The 18,546-nt window shown below is 38.8% G+C and carries 15 protein-coding genes; 10 read left to right on the top strand and 5 right to left on the bottom strand.

Features of this window, described 5'->3' with window-relative positions:
• Positions 1-339 precede the first annotated feature (339 nt).
• The 7 genes from trpD to KH893_RS01510 all read left to right on the top strand — a co-directional run bounded on the left by trpD (position 340) and on the right by KH893_RS01510 (position 7,456).
• Positions 340-1,365, top strand: a complete 1,026-nt coding sequence (trpD, locus tag KH893_RS01540) for an anthranilate phosphoribosyltransferase (protein ID WP_281164534.1) — start codon at positions 340-342, stop codon at positions 1,363-1,365.
• Positions 1,362-2,156 carry an indole-3-glycerol phosphate synthase TrpC gene (trpC, locus tag KH893_RS01535; protein WP_281164409.1) on the top strand — a complete coding sequence of 265 codons (795 nt, stop codon included), beginning with the start codon at positions 1,362-1,364 and terminating at the stop codon, positions 2,154-2,156. The genes trpD and trpC overlap by 4 nt, the downstream gene beginning before the upstream one ends.
• The gene (locus KH893_RS01530; RefSeq protein ID WP_281164408.1) at positions 2,149-2,739 is read left to right on the top strand and encodes a phosphoribosylanthranilate isomerase; all 591 of its coding nucleotides are present in this window, start codon (positions 2,149-2,151) and stop codon (positions 2,737-2,739) included. The genes trpC and KH893_RS01530 overlap by 8 nt, the downstream gene beginning before the upstream one ends.
• The gene (gene trpB / locus KH893_RS01525) at positions 2,720-3,931 is read left to right on the top strand and encodes a tryptophan synthase subunit beta (RefSeq protein WP_281164407.1); all 1,212 of its coding nucleotides are present in this window, start codon (positions 2,720-2,722) and stop codon (positions 3,929-3,931) included. The genes KH893_RS01530 and trpB overlap by 20 nt, the downstream gene beginning before the upstream one ends.
• Positions 3,924-4,715: a tryptophan synthase subunit alpha gene (gene trpA, locus KH893_RS01520; protein ID WP_281164406.1), complete on the top strand. Its 792-nt coding sequence runs from the start codon at positions 3,924-3,926 to the stop codon at positions 4,713-4,715. The genes trpB and trpA overlap by 8 nt, the downstream gene beginning before the upstream one ends.
• Positions 4,716-5,006: 291 nt before the next feature.
• Positions 5,007-5,156: a hypothetical protein gene (locus tag KH893_RS01515; protein ID WP_281164539.1), complete on the top strand. Its 150-nt coding sequence runs from the start codon at positions 5,007-5,009 to the stop codon at positions 5,154-5,156.
• Positions 5,157-5,338: 182 nt separating this feature from the next.
• Positions 5,339-7,456 carry a heavy metal translocating P-type ATPase gene (locus KH893_RS01510; RefSeq protein WP_345803721.1) on the top strand — a complete coding sequence of 706 codons (2,118 nt, stop codon included), beginning with the start codon at positions 5,339-5,341 and terminating at the stop codon, positions 7,454-7,456.
• A 108-nt stretch (positions 7,457-7,564) separates the two neighbouring features.
• Here KH893_RS01510 and KH893_RS01505 read toward each other — a convergent pair whose 3' ends face one another.
• Entirely contained in the window at positions 7,565-9,187 is a 1,623-nt protein-coding gene (locus tag KH893_RS01505) for a peptide ABC transporter substrate-binding protein (RefSeq protein WP_281164405.1), read from the bottom strand.
• 285 nt (positions 9,188-9,472) lie between these two features.
• Between KH893_RS01505 and KH893_RS01500 the strand changes: the two genes are divergently transcribed.
• Together KH893_RS01500 and KH893_RS01495 are read left to right on the top strand one after the other, a co-directional pair.
• The gene (locus KH893_RS01500; protein WP_281164404.1) at positions 9,473-10,591 is read left to right on the top strand and encodes a metallophosphoesterase family protein; all 1,119 of its coding nucleotides are present in this window, start codon (positions 9,473-9,475) and stop codon (positions 10,589-10,591) included.
• A complete protein-coding gene (locus KH893_RS01495) occupies positions 10,582-13,197 on the top strand; it encodes an AAA family ATPase (RefSeq protein WP_281164403.1) in 2,616 nt (871 codons plus the stop codon). Before KH893_RS01500 ends, KH893_RS01495 begins: the two co-directional genes overlap by 10 nt.
• Positions 13,198-13,228: 31 nt before the next feature.
• On the opposite strand, the gene KH893_RS01490 is transcribed toward KH893_RS01495, so the two are convergent.
• The 3 genes from KH893_RS01490 to KH893_RS01480 form a co-directional block, all read right to left on the bottom strand.
• The gene (locus KH893_RS01490; protein ID WP_281164402.1) at positions 13,229-14,983 is read right to left on the bottom strand and encodes a thiamine pyrophosphate-dependent enzyme; all 1,755 of its coding nucleotides are present in this window, start codon (positions 14,981-14,983) and stop codon (positions 13,229-13,231) included.
• 160 nt (positions 14,984-15,143) lie between these two features.
• The gene (locus KH893_RS01485; RefSeq protein WP_281164401.1) at positions 15,144-15,491 is read right to left on the bottom strand and encodes a hypothetical protein; all 348 of its coding nucleotides are present in this window, start codon (positions 15,489-15,491) and stop codon (positions 15,144-15,146) included.
• A gap of 88 nt (positions 15,492-15,579) precedes the next feature.
• Positions 15,580-15,843, bottom strand: coding sequence for a hypothetical protein (locus KH893_RS01480; protein WP_281164400.1), 264 nt, complete (start codon positions 15,841-15,843; stop codon positions 15,580-15,582).
• A gap of 636 nt (positions 15,844-16,479) precedes the next feature.
• On the opposite strand from KH893_RS01480, the gene KH893_RS01475 reads away from it, so the two are divergent.
• Positions 16,480-16,791 carry a hypothetical protein gene (locus tag KH893_RS01475; RefSeq protein WP_281164399.1) on the top strand — a complete coding sequence of 104 codons (312 nt, stop codon included), beginning with the start codon at positions 16,480-16,482 and terminating at the stop codon, positions 16,789-16,791.
• Between the two features lie 320 nt (positions 16,792-17,111).
• Here the strand turns inward: KH893_RS01475 and KH893_RS01470 are convergent, their stop codons facing one another.
• Positions 17,112-18,377: a type II restriction endonuclease gene (locus KH893_RS01470; protein ID WP_281164398.1), complete on the bottom strand. Its 1,266-nt coding sequence runs from the start codon at positions 18,375-18,377 to the stop codon at positions 17,112-17,114.
• Between the last annotated feature and the right edge of the window lie 169 nt (positions 18,378-18,546).

The following is an 18,546-nucleotide window of genomic DNA, read 5'->3' as shown; positions in this document are numbered from 1 at the left end:
TCCGGCTGAACACAGATTATTAAATGGACCACGGAGGGTGCGGCCAACGCAGATTAAGAATCTGTTAGTACTCCGCAACGTGAGATATACGTCAGTTATCAGGGATGTGTTAGCATCCTGAAAAAGAGTGTGGTTTGGTGAGTAGGCTTCAGTTTTTGAAGTAGGCTTGTTTAAGCTACAAACTAAGGTGGTACCGCGGGAAATCCGTCCTTAACATTTGGTTGTTATGGGCGGATTTTTTTATGGAGGCAAAAATGGAAAAATTTCGATGGCAATTCTTAAAAAAAATTCTTCAACAATCGAGATCACGTGGTAATCAAATTAAGGAGGAACAATATGATGATCAAAGAAGCAATTCAACAAGCTGTTACAGGAAAAAATTTAAGTTATGAAACCGCTGCTGGAGCAATCAATGAAATTATGTCCGGCAAAGCGTCGAATATTCAAATCGCTGCATTTTTGACCGCTCTAACAGCTAAGGGCGAAACAATTGATGAAATTGCTGGTGCCGCAGCAGCCATGAGGCAACATGCTTTGCCTTTTGCCACTAAGCATCAAGATACCTTAGAAATTGTCGGAACTGGCGGTGATCAGGCACATACTTTCAATATTTCAACAACGAGTGCTTTTATTATTGCAGCCGCCGGTGTTCCAGTTACTAAGCATGGTAATCGGGCAGCATCATCGCTAAGCGGAGCAGCTGATGTTTTAGAGGCATTGGGAGCTAATATCGACACCTCTCCGGAAAATTCGGCACGCACACTGGATGAAATTGGAATCTGTTTTCTGTTTGCGCAAGAATATCATCAGGCAATGCGCTACGTTGCACCAGCTCGTAAGGAACTGGCTTTTAGAACGATTTTCAATATTTTAGGACCGTTGGCAAATCCGGCGGCAGCCAAAATGCAATTGCTTGGAGTTTATGATGATCAACTGTTGGAGACTTTGCCGGCCGTGTTGCAAAAGCTCGGGGTGACGGCGGGAATGGTTTTTCACGGAACTGATGGTTTGGATGAAATCACTTTAACTGGTCCAACCAATGTAGTTGAAATCAGAGGCAACCAGCAACAAAAATATCAAATAACCCCAGAAGAATTCGGTTTGCACCGTTGCCAGCCGGCTGATTTAATTGGCGGTACACCGCAAGAAAATGCCCAAATTACACGTGAGATCTTAAGCGGCAAACTTGGGCCAAAACGTGATGTTGTTTTATTGAATTCAGCTGCTGCGATCCATGTTGCTCAACCTGAGCTGGCTTTAATACCAGCATTTGAAAAAGCACAGGCTGTTTTAAATAATGGGCAAGCACTTGCTAAATTAGATGAGTTTGTCAAATTAACGAATAGTGATGTGGGTGTTGTATGATTTTAGATGAATTAGCGGCGGCAACTGCTCAAAGACTTCATGAACGTCAAAAAATGGTTCCACTGCAAAAATTGCAGCAAATTTGTGACCAACTGTCGCCAACTAGCGGCCAGCAACAATTTGAAGCAGATTTACGCCAACCAGAGCTAAGCATCATTGCGGAAATTAAACAAGCTTCGCCCTCGAAAGGCTTGATCGTTAAACAGCTGCCTTATTTGCAGATCGCGCAAGCTTATGAGCAGGCAAAGGTCAGTGCAATTTCAATTTTAACTGAGGAAGACCATTTCAAAGGAAACTTGCAATATTTAACAGCGGTTGCAGCTCACAGCCAGGTTCCACTGTTGCGAAAAGATTTCACGATCGATCCATATATGATCTATGAAGCTAAAGCAGCTGGCGCAGCAATTATCTTGCTGATTACAGTGCTTTTAACAGATCAGCAGTTAGCAGAGTATTTGGCCTTGGCAGAGCAGCTGCAGCTAGCAGCGATCGTTGAGGTTCATAATCGAACTGAATTAACACGTGCTTTAGCAACTCCAGCCAAAATTATTGGCATCAACAATCGTGACTTGACTAATTTTAAAGTTGATTTAAAAACAACGATCACGTTAAGTTCGCTGATTCCCAAGGACCGTTTAGTAATTTCTGAAAGTGGGATTCATTCAGCTGCTGATGTTGCTAGACTAAAAGCTCAGACACAAATCAATGGAATCTTGGTTGGCGAATACTTGATGCGTGCACCGGATAAAGCAACTGTGATTAAGGAGTTGAGAACTGCCAGCGATGACTAAAATAAAAATTTGCGGGATTAAAGACATTGCAACGACTGTCGTTTTAAATGCCTTACAGCCGGAATATGTTGGCTTGGTGTTAGCAAAGAGTTCACGTCAAGTTGATTTTTTACAAGCTGTTCGTTTAAGACATTCCTTGAATACAAGGATTCAAACAGTTGCTGTTTTAACGACTTTCGAACCAGCGCTGATTCGCAGTTTAGCTGAGTCACAAGTTATTCAGGCTGTTCAATTGCATTTAGCCCTGACAGCTGATCAGCTGACTTGGCTGCATCGGTTGGGATTAAAAGTTTTTCAAGTTATTCAGCCGCAATGGTCGCGGCATTCTGCGGCTGAATACTGGCTGTTTGATGCACCGCAGCCAGGGTCAGGCCGCTTAGCCGATTGGCAGAAAATCAATAATCAAGGCCATCCCTTTATTTTGGCCGGTGGGTTGAACCCTAAAAACGTTGCGACTGCAATAACTATGGTTAACCCTGACATGGTTGATGTTAGTTCTGGGGTTGAAACTAATGGAGAAAAAGATGTAAAAAAAATAAGTGAATTTATAAGGAGAGTCAGAAATGCCAACAAAACAAACTAGAATAACTCAGCAGGCTGGTCGTTATGGTGAATTCGGTGGGCAATACATTCCAGAGACTTTAATGCATGAAGTTGAACGTTTAACAGCTGCATATGAGCATTATAAAAATGATCCCGAGTTTCAAACTGAATTGCGGACGTTACTGCAGAAATATGCCAATCGACCGTCATTGCTCTACCATGCCAAAAAAATGACTGCTGATTTAAAAGGTGCTCAGGTTTATCTAAAACGTGAAGATTTAAACCAGACTGGTTCACATAAAATCAATAATGTCTTAGGCCAGATACTTTTGGCTAAAAAAATGGGTAAAACACGTGTAATCGCTGAGACGGGTGCTGGTCAGCATGGAGTTGCCACTGCGACTGTGGCGGCTTTAATGGGGATGGAATGTGAAATCTTTATGGGCGAGCTCGATACTAAGCGTCAAGCTTTAAATGTTTATCGAATGGAATTGCTGGGTGCGAAAGTCAATTCAATCAAAACTGGGACAGGTACCCTCAAAGATGCAGTCAATGCGGCAATGCGCGAATGGAGTCGGCGAACTGAAGATACACATTATGTGATTGGCTCAGTCATGGGACCACATCCTTTTCCAGAGATGGTAGCCGATTTTCAGTCAGTGATCAGCCAAGAAATCAAGCAACAGCTCTTAGCTGAAACCGGGAAACTTCCGGATGCAGTTGTTGCCTGTGTTGGCGGTGGCAGCAATGCGATTGGTGCTTTTTACCATTTCATTGATGAACCAACTGTCAAACTGATCGGATGTGAAGCGGCTGGCAAAGGTGTCAATACCAATCAGCATGCCGCAACGATTGAACGCGGTAGTATTGGAATTTTTCATGGAATGAAATCAATTTTTCTGCAAAATGATGATGGTCAGATCACACCGGTTTATTCAATCTCTGCTGGGCTCGATTATCCTGGAATTGGTCCTCAGCATGCAGCTTTAGCTGAAGCTAAGCGAGCAGAATATGTTGGTATTACTGATGATGAAGCAGTGGCAGCTTTTGAGTATTTAGCACGGACAGAAGGGATCGTAGCAGCCATTGAAAGTTGTCATGCCGTAGCTTATGTTAGAAAATTGGCTCCCAAGATGAACCCGGATCAAATCATCGTTTGCAATTTATCTGGCCGTGGTGATAAAGATGTAGCGGCAATCGCACGTTATAGGGGGAAAGAAATCTATGACTAAAAGTAAACCGGCAACAAGTTTGACCAATGCTTTTAAAAAAACGCCAAAAGCTTTCATCGCCTTTTTAACAGCTGGCGATCCAACCTTTGAAAAATCAGTTGAGCAAATCCTGACCTTAGCAGAAGCAGGAACAGATATTATCGAAATTGGCATTCCATTTAGTGACCCAGTAGCTGATGGCCCGGTGATTCAGGCTGCCGATTTGCGGGCATTTGCTGCTGAAATAACTACTGACAAGGTTTTCGAATTGGTAGCAGCTATGCGGCAAAAAAGTCAAGTTCCATTAGCATTCTTGGTTTATCTAAATAATGTATTTAAATACGGCTATGAAAAATTCTTTAAACGTTGTGCTGAATTACAGGTTGGCGGTTTGATCATCCCTGACTTGCCTTTTGAAGAGCGGGCTGAGGTTTTGCCCTTTGCCAGAAAATATGGTGTTGCATTAATTCCTTTGGTGGCACCGACTTCCGGCCAACGGATCTCTTCAGTTGTCAAAGATGCAACTGGCTTTATCTATACAGTATCTTCAATGGGTGTAACCGGGATGCGTGATCAGATCAACACTGATTTGGCAGAAATGGTTGCTGAGATTCGCCAAGCAACTGATGTTCCAGTGGCCGTTGGTTTTGGCATCCACACTCCCCAACAAGCTGCCCAGGTAGCCAAAGTAGCTGATGGCGTGATCGTGGGGTCAGCAATCGTTAAAATTATTGCTCAAAATAAGCAGCAAACCCTAACTGAACTAAAGGAATATGCAACTGCTATGAAAAAGGCTCTTAGCTAGGGACTAAACGAATAAAAATTTGAATCTGGTCAAAAGGTTGACCAGATCTTTTTTTGCTATAAGCCAAGCCTTGTCAGTGGCATCTGCCAGCCTGTTTCCTATATAATAAACATATATAAGGAAACTATGGCAGAATTAGCCCCAAATAGGTGGTGAATTAGTTGAAAAAAGTCAACAAATTTGGCTTTTGGTCAAAGTTATCGTTACTATTGACTCTTAGCCAGTTTATCTTTGCTCTTTATCGTGAGTGGCAAAAGAAACGGCAGACCAAAGAATAACTGAACGGAAGGAATGTTGCAAGTGGATGCGATTAAACAAATTTTAAAAATTTTGCTGGCTGGCTGTTTGATTGTTGGTGGAGTTTTAATCGGCACAACAATTTTTGCTTCAAAACAAATTGATAATTGGGGCGATAAGCTGCAATCCATTCTGCATCATTAAAATTAGGTAGGCTTGATCTAAAGCTTCTGAAACTGGGACAATTCAAAAATTTGTTTCAGTTTTTTTATTGTGGAGCAATAATTTTGTTGACCATTAATTCAGTAAGTTTTATAATATAAATGAGCATATGAGCAAATACTCATTTATAGTTAAACAACTGACTTGATGGGAGGTAATTAACAATGACTGCAACGACCAAGCAAAACCAATTTAAATTTAAAAAATTATGCTGTGTTAATTGTGCTAAAGCAATTGAGGCCGAACTTAACCAGTTAAACGGACTTGATTTGGTGAAAATTGATTATGCTAATAAATTATTGATGATTAAAAGTTCAAGCAATTCAAAAAGGGTGGCTATTCGAGTCAACAAAATTGTGCGAAAGTACAATTCAAAGCTTGCTTTGACGACGTGGCACCAGAGCTTTCTTATTGAAAAGTTTTCCAAAATTGCCTTAGCTTTGGGAACAATTATTTTTTTAATTGGTATTGGTTGGAACTTTTCACCGGACATTAAATTGGTGGTATTTTTAACTGCTTATTTGCTGACTGGCTGGCAAATCTTCTTAACGACTGGGAAAAATATTTTGCGAGGGAAGTTTTTTGACGAAAATTTTTTAATGACGTTGGCGACAATTGGAGCATGGATGTTGGGGGAATATTCAGAAGCAGTAGCAGTTATCGTCTTTTATCAGTTAGGTGAATTTTTACAGACAATAGCAGTTAAAAAATCACAAGCTTCAATATCAGCGTTAATGGCAATTCGGCCGGATTATGCTAACTTGAAAAGCTCAACAAGTATCAAACAGGTCAAACCTGAAGAAATTCAAATTGGTGATTTGATTATCGTAAAACCGGGAGAAAGAGTTCCACTGGATGGAAAAGTTGTTGCTGGGGAGTCTTCATTAGATATGGCTGCCTTGACAGGGGAGTCTTTGCCACAAAGGGTCAGCAAGGGTGATCAGGTTTTGTCAGGTTCGATCAATAAAAATGGCTTGTTGACAGTTAAAGTTACTAAGAAATTTGCTGATGGAACCGTAACCAAAATTTTAGATTTAGTTCAAAATGCCAGTAGCCAAAAAGCTCCAACTGAAAAATTTATTACGAAGTTTGCCAAGATTTATACGCCAATCGTTGTTTTAGCAGCTGCAGCTTTAGCATTTATTCCGCCATTGATTTGGCCGGATGCATCATGGGCAGAATGGATCAACCGTGGCTTGATTTTTTTGGTAATTGCTTGCCCATGTGCATTAGTTGTTTCGATCCCGCTAACCTTTTTTGGTGGAATCGGCGCCGCTTCACAAATTGGTGTTCTTATTAAGGGCAGCAATTATCTGGAAGCACTGAATGATTTGCAAATGATAGTTTTCGATAAAACTGGGACATTGACAAAAGGAAATTTCAAAGTGACGGAATTAAAACCTAGTAATAATTTTACTGCTCAAGAATTGCTGAAGTTTGCGGCAGCGGCGGAAAGCTTTTCAACTCATCCAATCGCTCTTTCACTGCAAACAGTTGTTGGACAAAAAAATTTTTCAGTCAAATTGTTCGACTATCAGGAAATTTCTGGTCAAGGGATCAAAGCTCAAGTCAATGGTCACCAGGTTTTGGTTGGCAATGAAAAATTGCTTGTTAATCAAAACATTGAATTTTCTAAGCAAACTAAAGTCGGTACAGTAGTTTACGTAGCAATTGATCAAAAGTTTGCTGGCTATATTTTAATTACCGACGAAATTAGGCCAGACAGTCAGCAAACAATCAAACTACTTAAGAAACTTAAACTGAAGACGGCTTTGCTGACCGGTGATAGGCGCCAGATTGCTGAAAAAGTTGGCAATCTTTTAGGAGTTGAGCAGATCTTTGCTGAATTATTACCACAGCAAAAGGTTGCTCAACTGCAAAAGCTTATTCAGCAGATACCACCTAAAAAGAAACTTGCTTTTGTTGGTGATGGAATCAATGATGCACCAGTTTTGGCTCAGGCTGATCTTGGAATTGCCATGGGTGCGGGAGGGTCAGATGCTGCAATTGAAGCAGCTGATATCGTGATTATGTCTGATGAACCAGCAAAATTGATCTCAGCAATTAAAATTGCTAAGAAAACCCATCAAATTGCTAAGCAGAATATTATGCTAGCTTTAGGAATTAAGATAATCTTTTTGCTACTCGGAGCGCTAGGTTTGGCAACCATGTGGCAAGCGGTTTTTGCTGATGTGGGTGTTACTTTATTGGCAATTGCAAATGCTGCCAGAATGATCATGGCAAAATATTCGATTTTCAAGTTTTCTACTAAAAATAGTTAAAAAAGAGAGCTGATCTTAATACTGAGCAGAATTCGCAAAGTTAGATTTTTGTCTAACTCTTTGGATTTACATCAGAGATCAACTCTCTTTAGTTATTAAAGAATTTTATTATTTAGCAATGTAAGCATTTTTGAAATTGAATTGGACACCAGCGGTATTGTAAATAACGCCTTTGACATCGCTGCGCAGTAATTGTGCTTGTGATAATTGATACAGTGGAGCGACACCTTGATCTTTGCTTAAAATCTTCGAAGCTTGAACCAAGTCGTTCCAACGTTTACCTTGATTATTGACGTCGGTTGTTTTCGAAGCAGTAACTAATTGGTCATAAGTTGAATTATCCCATTTACCATCATTATAAGAATTGTTTTTTGTAAATAAGTCTAAAAAACTGATTGGATCTGAGAAATCAGCTGCCCAGCCAGATAAAACGACATCAAATTGGCCATTGCTTGCTCGGGTGATTCGGGTTTTCTTTGGCAGATTTTCAACATTGACTTTTAAACCAGGCAAATGTGTCTCAAGCTGACTTTGCAAATAAGTAGTAACAGCTTTGCTAACATCATCGTCATCACCCATCAAGGTAAAGCTGGCTTTCTTGAGGCCTAGTTCTTTGAGACCAGCTTTCCAGAGCTGCTTAGCTTTTTGCTGATTATAACTGACACCAGCAGTGGTTGCAGCTGCAGTAGCAAAATCCTTGCCATGATACTTAGCCAGGCCAGTTGAAACAATGCTTTTAGAAGCAACTGAACCATTGCCTAAAACTTTAGTAACTAGTTGTTGGCGATTGACAGCATAAGAAATAGCTTGGCGAATCTTTTTGTTTTTAAATAATTTTTGTGTTTGATTGAATTCAAGATAATTGGTTCGTGATTGTTTCAAGGAAACATAATCTTTGTTATTTTTCAGTTGTTTGGCTTGTTCCGCGTCTAGATAAACTTCATCTAACTTTTTATTTTGATAAAGATTGTAAGCTGTTGAATTGCTCTTAGTAACTTGGAAAGTTATTTTACTTAATTTGACAGCTTTATGATCCCAGTAATTATTATTTTTAACTAATTTCCAGCTCAAGTTCGAACCATTCCAACCGACAACTTTGTAGGGCCCGTTATAAACCATATACTTAGCGGCTGTGCCATATTTTGAACCAAACTGCTTAACAGCTTTTTGATCTTGTGGGAAGAAAACAGTGAAGCCCATCAGCAGTTTAAAATAAGGAATTTTTTTATCCAAAGTAACTGTTAATTTATATTTACCAATTGCTTTGATTCCCAGGGTTGAAACTGGCTTTTTGCCAGCGGTAATGGCAGTTGCATTTTTGATTCCATCGAATAAATAGGCATATTCAGAAGCAGTTTTAGGATTAACCGTTCGCTGCCAAGAATAAACAAAATCCTTAGCCGTTGCCGGATCGCCATTAGACCATTTGCTGTTTTTGCGTAGCGTAAAAGTGTATTTTAATCCATGGTCACTGACTTGAGTTTTAGTTGCTAAACCCGGCTGAACTTTGCTGTCCTTGCCAAGCCGATATAAACCTTCAGTACTGTTACTAATGGAATCTGAACTGACGGTATCGACAACTTTTGAAACATCCAGCGTTTGTAATTCAGTCGGCTCTGACCAATGTAAGACTTGCTTGGTCGAGTTAGCTTTTTTACTGCCACAAGCTGATAAAAAGGCAAGACTAACTAATGCTGCGGCTGATAGAGCTGCAACCTGTTTGAACTTCATAAAAATTCCCCCTATGATTTTACTTTGACCCCCAAATTAATGCTGGTCATTAAGAACCTTTAAGTTGAATTTTAATTTTCAAACTTAAAAGCTCTTTTATTTAATCAATTAATATTATGATTAAATAATTACTAATATTATAACGCTTTAATTATAAAAATCAACTTGGATTTTAATTTTGCAGTAAGAATATTCAAATAAAAAACTTGAAGGCCTTGCAAAATGTTGCTGGCCATTTTGTAGTACAATCAAATTAAGATGCTAAACAATGGAAAGGAGAGCAGAATGAAAATTATTCACTGTGCGGATCTGCATTTGGATTCGCGCTTAACAACGCATTTAACCTCACAACTTGCTCGACAGCGTAAAGCTGAATTATTGGGGAATTTTAAACGTTTGGTTGATTATGCTCAAAATGAACAAGTTGTAGCTTTAATTATTGCGGGGGATTTATTTGATACGCCGATCATTTCCGCCACTGCTCGAAATCTTGTGCTTGACGAAATTCAAAGTCATCCGCAAATTAAATTTTATTATTTGCCTGGAAATCATGAAACTGATAGTTTTTTGGAAGCAGTCGATCATTTGCCAGTTAATTTGTTGACTTTTGGAACTAAATGGCAAAGCTATGAATTAGCAAATTTGAACAACTGGCGCATAGTGGTGTCGGGTTTGAACATAAATGATCCCCAGTTTCAACCGCCGTTAACAGCCCCCAAGCTTGAGGCCGCTGATTTTAATTTGGTTGTTTTACATGGTCAGATTTCTCAATATCAAAATAACGATTTGGCTGATAATATTGCTTTGAACCAATTAGCAAATCAGGCGATTGATTATCTGGCTTTAGGTCATCTGCATCAGTATCAAAGCGGCTCACTGCCACCCAGAGGTAAATATTGTTATGCTGGCTGTCTTGAAGGTCGGGGTTTTGATGAACTAGGTGAACATGGTTTTGTGGAGTTAACGCTCACTGAGCAAACGCATCAATGGCAGTCGGAGTTTATTCCTTTTGCTCAGCGGCGTCTATTTGAAATTCGAGTTGATATTACTGGTTGTCAAACGACCATGGCGGTTGAAAAACAGGTCCGTCAACAATTGCAGTTAAGTTCTTGTTCCGCACGTGACTTATTAAAAATCGTTTTAACTGGTAGTGTTAGTGAAACAAGTGAACGCAGTTTGCTTCAGTTGCAGCAAGATCTGCAAATGGATTATTATTTTGTCAAAGTTGTTGATCAAAGTAAAATTACCATCGACTATCATCAATATTTGAGTGATATTTCCTTGAAGGGTGAATTTGTCCGTTTATTGCAGCAAGATCAGACCTTAGATGAGCAGCAGAGGACGCAAATAATACACTGCGGTTTGCGGGCTTTAAACGGAGAGGAGTTAGAAGAATGCGATTGATCAGTTGTCAGATTGAAAACTTTGGCCGTTTGCACGATTTTCAAACAGCTTTTCAACCAGGATTAAATATTTTCTTTGAGGAAAATGGCTGGGGCAAGTCAACTTTGACGGCTTTTTTGACGGTGATGTTTTATGGTTTTATCAATGAGCATAAAAGAAAAAAAATTGAAAATGAACGAAAGCGTTTTGCTCCATGGCAAAAGGGAGTTTATGGTGGACAATTAGTTTTTGAGCAGCAAGGGAAAAAATATCGGCTGGAAAAAACCTTTGGCAGCAAACCAAGCCAAGATACCGTGGTTTTGATTGATGCCCTGACCAATTTGCCTTCAGCTGATTTTCCTAATCAGTTGGGAGAGAAACTATTTGGAATCGACCGGGAGTCTTTTACCCGCACTTTGTACATTGCCCAACAGAACTGTCAAACTGATGTTACTCCCGGAATTAGTGCTAAGATTGGCAATTTGGCTGATGAGCAAGCAGATATCAACAGTTATCAGCTTGTCAAGGATAATTTAAAACAGGTTTTGAATCATTTAACTCCCAAACGCAAGACTGGAAAGATCAATCAGTTGACGATCCAGACGGCTAAGATCAAGTCGCACTTAGCAAACAAGTCGACTTTGCTGCAGCAAGCTACGGTTATTCGTAATGAATTACAAAAAGAAAAGTACGTTAAACAGCAATTGCAAACTAAACAAACTGTCATTCAACAGGAGATTCGCCGGGCAAGTCAACTCAAAGATCAACAGCTGATCCAAAATAAATATCAAGCTCTTAAAGATCAGTTAACAAATACTAAGCAGCAGCTGACCAAAATCAAGCAGCAATTTCCAGCAGGGGTGCCGAAGCTAACTGACGTTCAACAACTCCAGACTAGACATGATCAGCTTAAGAGTTTACAGCAACTGGTTAGCCAACTGCAATTTTCAGACCAAGAGCAGACTGATTATCATACTTGGCACGAATTATTTTCCGTTCACGAGCTGACAGCCAGACAACTAGCTAATCAACAGCAGCAGTATCAAACTTGGCAAAATCAGCAGCAAAAAATTGATCAGCAACAGCTTTCCCAGCAAGAACAGCAGCAACTGCAAACTGATCGGCGATATTTTACCCAGCATCAATTATCGACTGATCAGTTGCAGCAAGTTGAGGAAAACTGGCAGCAGTATCAAACTAGTTTGAATCAAATTCAAAAGGTCCAAGCAAAATTGGCTGCTCAGCCGCAACGACCTGTTCAGCCTACACCAACCAAGTGGGGATTGTGGGCCACACTAGGGAGTATTTTGCTAGCACTTATCAGCTTTATCAATCATCAAGGAATGTTGGGGATGGTTTTCTTATTGCTAGCAGCGCTGGGGGGATTCTGGTTTAACCGGCAGATCAAAAGGCTTTCAAATCAGTCTAACAAAGCGAAAACGGGTGCTTTATCAACTCAACTTGTTCAATTCCAGAAACTAAATCAGCAAGCTGCCGCCAATTTGCAAAGTAATTTGCTGCGCTTGCAATTTGATTGGCCGCTGGCTGAGGTCGCAACGCAACTGCCGTTAGTTAAAATCAGATATCAACAATATCAAAAACTTTTACAACGACAGCAAACTTTGCAGCACGATCCCGCAATTTTTCAAAACCAGCAACTGCTACAAGAAATCAAAGACTTTTTAGGGCTTTATCAACTGCGTCCTGCTGCGCCAGCTGAAATTCCGACTTGTCTGCAAGCGCTGAACTTCAATTGGCAGCAAGCGCGTAAATTAAATCAGCAAGTGCTTAAATTAAAAGCAGCTCAGCAGCAACTGCAAACTCTCCAAGCTCAGCAGCAAGCCTTCTTAACTCAATATGCTTTGCCGCTAGAAATTGACTTGCAAGGCTTGCGGGATAATGTTCTTAAGATTCAAGAACTTGAACGAACATTGCAGCGGCAAATGGTCCAACTTAAAGATTTTCAGCAAAAAAATAGTTTACCGCAACCACTTTTGACAAACACCAATCAAACTAGGTCTTTAGCAGCGTTAAATGAATTATTTGAGGTTAACCAACAACAGCTCGATGATGCAAATGAGCATTTCAAAACTTTGTTGGATCGGCAAACAAAATTGCAGCAGCAATTACAAGACCTTGAAAAGCTTGAGGATCAGTTACAGCAATTACAGGCTCAGCTGCAAACATTAACCAGGCGTTATCAAATTGTGAAGGCTACTGATAAATACTTGACTAAAGCTAAAGATAATTTCTCAGCGCGTTATATGCAGCCGTTGAAACAAGCCTTTGATCACTATCATACTTTATTAGCAACCGATGATCAGCATGAATATCAAATGGATTCAAAATTAAAAATGACAGCCAAAGAAGCGGGAACTAGGCATGAGATTGAGTTCTTAAGTGAAGGCTACCAAGACCTGATTGGAATTTGTCGGCGGATGGCATTAATTGATGCCATGTATCCAAATGAACAGCCACTAATTATTTTTGATGATCCATTTGTCAATCTGGATCAAGCAAAATTGCAAGGTGGTCTGAAGTTATTGCAAGAGCTCGGTCGTCATCATCAGTTGATTTATCTGACTTGTCATCCAAGTCGAATCCCAAATCAAAAACAGCAGAACTGATTGTCAGTTCTGCTGTTTTGGTTAATTAAATCTAGGCGTTAAATTTTGCTAATAATTGACTGAAGGCAGGTTGTTGATCCTCAGCTACATCATATTGCTGACGATATTGATCGACCATTTGATCACCAAAGACTGCCCGCTCAACTGGAACAAAGCTGGTATCAATTGGATCAACATTCTTGATTTTGGCATCAAGGACGATTGGCAGCCGATTGCCGGCAGCTTGCAACTGATTGATTTTTTGCATAGCTGCTTTTAATTCAGCTAAGTTGGTTGCCCGCAAGCCGATCGCACCAAGACCTTCAGCAGCTTTAGCCCAATCAGCACCTTGCAAATCAATTCCATAAGGAGCTTGGTTAGCTAATAATTTTTCATGCTGGATAAAACCCAAAACCTGATTTTCCAAGACCACGTTGATGACTGGTAACTGATACTTGACCTCAGTCAACAAGTCGGGCATAACCATTGCAAAACCGCCATCACCGGAGATAGTCCAATTCTGTTTGTCAGGAAAACTTAATTTACCAGCCAAACCAGCAGGCAATCCGAAGCCCATCGTTCCGTACCAAGCTGACATGCTGAAACGCTGTTGTTGATTTAATGGCAGCTGGCGAATCGCCCATTCGGTATTGTTCCCGACATCTAAACCAAAGACGGCATCAGCGGCAGCATTTTCTTTAATTGCTTCCATCACACTTTCTGCGCGCAAACCAGCGTGATCATCTTGAGCGAGAGAGTGCAGCCACTTGTCCCAGTTGCGTTTATCAGCTTGGGCTGCTTTTAGAAATGGTGTTGGAGCAACGCTATAATCTAATTGGAGCAACGCCTGCAAGAAAAGCTTAGCGTCTGACAAAACGGTCAAATCAGCATCACGCTGTTTGCCAAGATCAGCTAAGTTGTTATTGACTTGGACAAATTTAATATCTGCTGGCAAATAACGAGCAAATGGGAAGTTGGTACCAACGAAGAGAACTAAATCAGCAGCTTGTGAAACTTCAAAAGCCGGTTTAGTTCCCAGCCGACCACGGGAACCCATGAAGTTTGGGTGATCAGTTGGCATCACGCCAGTAGCCGGAGCAGTTGATAACACAGGCAAACTGAATTTTTCAGCAACAGCTACGACTTCTTGACGCGCATTGAAGGCACCTTTACCAACCCAAAGGATCGGATGCTTGGCAGATTTCAAAGCTTGTTCAACCGCTTGAAGATCCTCAGCTTTCGGAGCAATTGCTTGTTTGATAGCTTTAATGGGAGCTGTCTTAAAACCGCTAAATTCGATTTCTTGACCTGAAAGGTCGTCTGGGATGATCACAACTGAAACTGAATGAGTTGCGTAAGCTGAACGGATAGCTTCATCGATAACATAAGGAATCTGTTCAGCATTGGTAACTTGCTTGTGAAATTCTGCTACATCGGCGAAGATTGGATCTTGATTCATTTCCTGGAAAAAGTTGGTGTTCATTATCGCAGTTGCTGATTGACCAACGATTGCTAAAACTGGAACATGATCCATCTTGGCGTCATAAAGACCATTTAGAAGATGAACAGCTCCAGGACCAGCTGAACCGAAACTAACACCAATCGTTCCAGTTAGTTTAGCATCGGCAGCTGCAGCCAATGCTCCGATTTCTTCATGACGAACTTGAATGTATTTGAGATGTTCTCTTTCTTGATAAAATCCATCAACCGTATTATTGATTGAATCAGCGGTAATTCCATAAAGATGATCGATGTTCCAATCTACTAAAACTTTGGCTAATGCTTGTCCTGCTTTTATTTTTGACATATTAAATCCTCCATTTCAAGTTTCATGTTACTTTTTTTATTACATTGGTTACTCTAACACGACTTTTTTGAAAATGCAATAGTTTTTGTGATTTTTTTTGTAACAAATGGAAAATAAAAAAGCCGATCAAAAAATTGACCGGTAAAAGACGATTAAGTGCTTATTTTTCTGCTTGTTTCTTTGTTTTGCTAACAGGTGCAGTTTTTTTCAGATGCTGAGTCGTCAAAGAGTAAAATTCTGCATCGATTTGTGTCAGCTTTAAATCGATCTTATTCAAAACTACTAACCGATAAAAAGCCAAAGCAAAAACAAAACCAAAGAGCAGCACTAAAAGCAGATCCAACAACAGATGAAACTTACTGATAAAAGGGTAGAAAACGATCAAGACAACGGCAATTAAAAATAGAAACCAAAATCTTGATAGCGACTTTTTAAGAGTTTCTTTTTGCTGAATAAGCGCGTGATAATAATTTTGCAGATATTTCGTTCTTGAATCAGAGTTGTTCATGCTTTGTCACCCTTTGTACGTTATTAAAAATAATGATACCACATTATCGTTAAGAAAAAATGGATGGAATAATGGCTTAAATAAAAAATTACTTTTTAGCTGCTAGTTGTTTGACGATTTGATCATTTTGGTTAATGATCACCCAGTTTTGTTCAATAATTGCCTTTAAATAATTAGCAGTGGCTTTTTCAGCTACCAAATCACTTGAAATAATTTTTTTGCTATTTTTGAGTAACTGTTGATCGTTAAGTTCACTTAGAATATTTTTGACTTGAAACAGCTCGTTATCATTAAAGTTAGCTAAGCCGCGATCTTCTAAGATGCCGTCAAGTTGATTTTTCTTAAATATCATTTGCCAGGTCCTTTCGTAAAATTCATTTTGACGATATTTTAACACTTTGAGAAAAATCAATAGATTAGTTAATAAAATTTTAAAAATGTCGAAACAATTTTATATAGTACTCAGCCGCCTTTTTGCTTGTGCGCTTGATAATTTCTGTATGTTAGTAAACTTATTCTTCGGAGAGAATGTCGCTCATCTGAAACTGAATAACGGTTGCATGATTTGATTAGCATTAAATTAAATAAATTTGAATACATTGTAAAATTTTGAAAAAAATTGCTAATTAAGAGTTAAATAGTTTGAAAATATCGGGTACTTATATTAGAATTCTAAATTGAAGCAATAATTAAAACAGACAGGTGAGCTTTGCGTTGTGCAAGGCTTATTTTTATTATTATAATAAGTGTGGTATAATATCTTTATATTAAACGTTATTTAATTTGCAGATCGGGTTAAATTTGCTGATCTTTTACAAAGTAGGCGCAGTCAAGGAACTGTAATGGCATTATAGAGGTAGGGATAATGCTGGTAAGAGTTAGAATTTGATTTGTTTTTTTGTGATAGAATGTCGGAACAATTTAGTATAACTGTTTTAATTAGAAAGCACTGTTCAGGCAGTGCTTTTGTCAACTTAGTGGGGAACTTATGAGCAAAATAATTCGAGAAATAAAATTAATAGTTGCTGATCAACCAGATTTTGGAGCTTATATTGGATCGGAAGAATTAGCGCTTGATGGTAGTAACACTGTTAGCGGTCAAGGTCATGTGATTGTTGTTTCTTATGACCCAAAGTTTAGTTTAGCAATGGTCCAACATCAGAATGGTCAACCATTTAGCGGAAAAATGTCAAAGCTGGATATTAATTACTCATACTTAATAACGGATGTAAAATTTGCTGATATCCAGGATGATCTGCAAGCCGCCAATGATGCACACCAAAAGACACCCGAAGAATAAAGATAAGCAACAATCTGTGTTGGAACTTTGGTGACTTTTAAACAGTTAATAAAAATTATCCCAAGTCCAAGGATAGTGACAAACTCTGTCTGGTAATCAATAAACAATATAAAAACTTCCTTTCGAATGTTTTTGGTCGAGTGCCGAAATGTCGAAAGGAAGTTTTTTGTAAAACTAACTTGATTCGTAAACTACAGCTAACGTAAATTTAACTTACTTTATTCATGTCATTTAGCCAAAACAATATCAAGCCGATAAGTTTTCAAGAATGCTGGGAATTCATGGGCTTAGCAGAAACTATGAATAATTTTGGTAAATGTTTAGTGTACAATTTTTCCGTTGGGAAAGTGTGAAATTGGTCCCAAAATTGAAAAATCATTTCCAAAACGTTTGAGTGACTGGTAATTTTCAACAAGATCTTTGAACAAGATGTACCTAATATGATCATGTAAGTCGTGATTATGCATATAGTGAGGTCGGTTAAACTGCGCAAGTACTTCCTTTTCCCGATTATCAGGTGAAACAATATAGAGCATCATGTCATTATGATTAACTTGATATAGGTCATCCATGCGATTCATTCCAGACATAATCGATGTTGATTTTTCAACTTCAAAAGCTGCTATTGGTATATTTGATTTTGAAAACCATATCACGTCAATTAACGAGATAGTTTCAAATAAATGTGACGGCAGTTTTTGCATTGATATGGGTAATGTCGCCAGGGAATAATCTCCTAAACGTTTATCTTGATATTTTCTTCCGTGGTCATTAGCAGCAATCCATGATTGATAGCCAATTGCATTTCCAATGTCAGCCAAGAGATATTGAATTTTGTAATGTAATTCTTTATTATCATTTATTTGATTTTTTTTCCTCAATGCTTTTTGAGTTCTACTTTCAGTTACTTTAATATAATCACTCGAGTTTTCGGGAATAATATAATTCAATTTCCCAATATCAAATAAAAAGGATGAAATAGCACCTAAATCTTTTGAAAAAAGTTCACCGCTTTGATTTAATTCTATGATGCCATCACGTAATTTAAAATAGTCAGACCATTTACCTAAACGAATTTTTGAATCGGTTAAATAGTTGTACCCTTTTACGATAGCTGTATTAAAAGGGCAGAAGATTGTTGGTTCCAAAAAATATAAAATATTAGCAACAGCTGGACCTAATCCCTTAATTTTTAATTCCGCTAATTGATTAACTGCTAAAAGCATTTTTACTTCTTGCTTTGTTTTGATAACAGTTTCAAGCAAATCAGCGAAAGCCAGTTGGTTTTTCCTATTTTCATAGATGTCCGGTATTCTCAGCTTGGGCTTCCACATAAAAGCATGTTTAGCACCCTTGAATATTTCCTGTTGGGATGAAATTGTATTCATCACCTCTTCAAGTGCTGAGCCATGAAGGTCACGTGGGAAGGTACCATCTTTGATAGTTATAATAATTTTCTTGGTTCCTTTACGAACCTGATTGAAGGCCTTCAAACGGTCTTCGCTATGAATAAACCAAGACTGGTATAGTAATTCTTCTTTTCTGGAATATTGGTTAAAAAGATCAGTTAGATAAATGTTATTCAATATTTACTCTCCAAATCAGACATGATTAAAGTATTTTTAATTTGCAACTGCTAAAGGTCCGTGTCAATTGTCATTTTAACCAATTATATATCCATTCAACATTTTTACAATCTTAAAATGCCGGCTACAAAAAAGCTGTTGCTCAATTAAGCAACAGCCACTTACTGCC

The organism is Liquorilactobacillus sicerae (assembly GCF_029916425.1).
GTDB classification, from domain to species: Bacteria; Bacillota; Bacilli; order Lactobacillales; family Lactobacillaceae; genus Liquorilactobacillus; species Liquorilactobacillus sicerae.
This window is presented reverse-complemented; position numbering and strand designations above follow the sequence as displayed.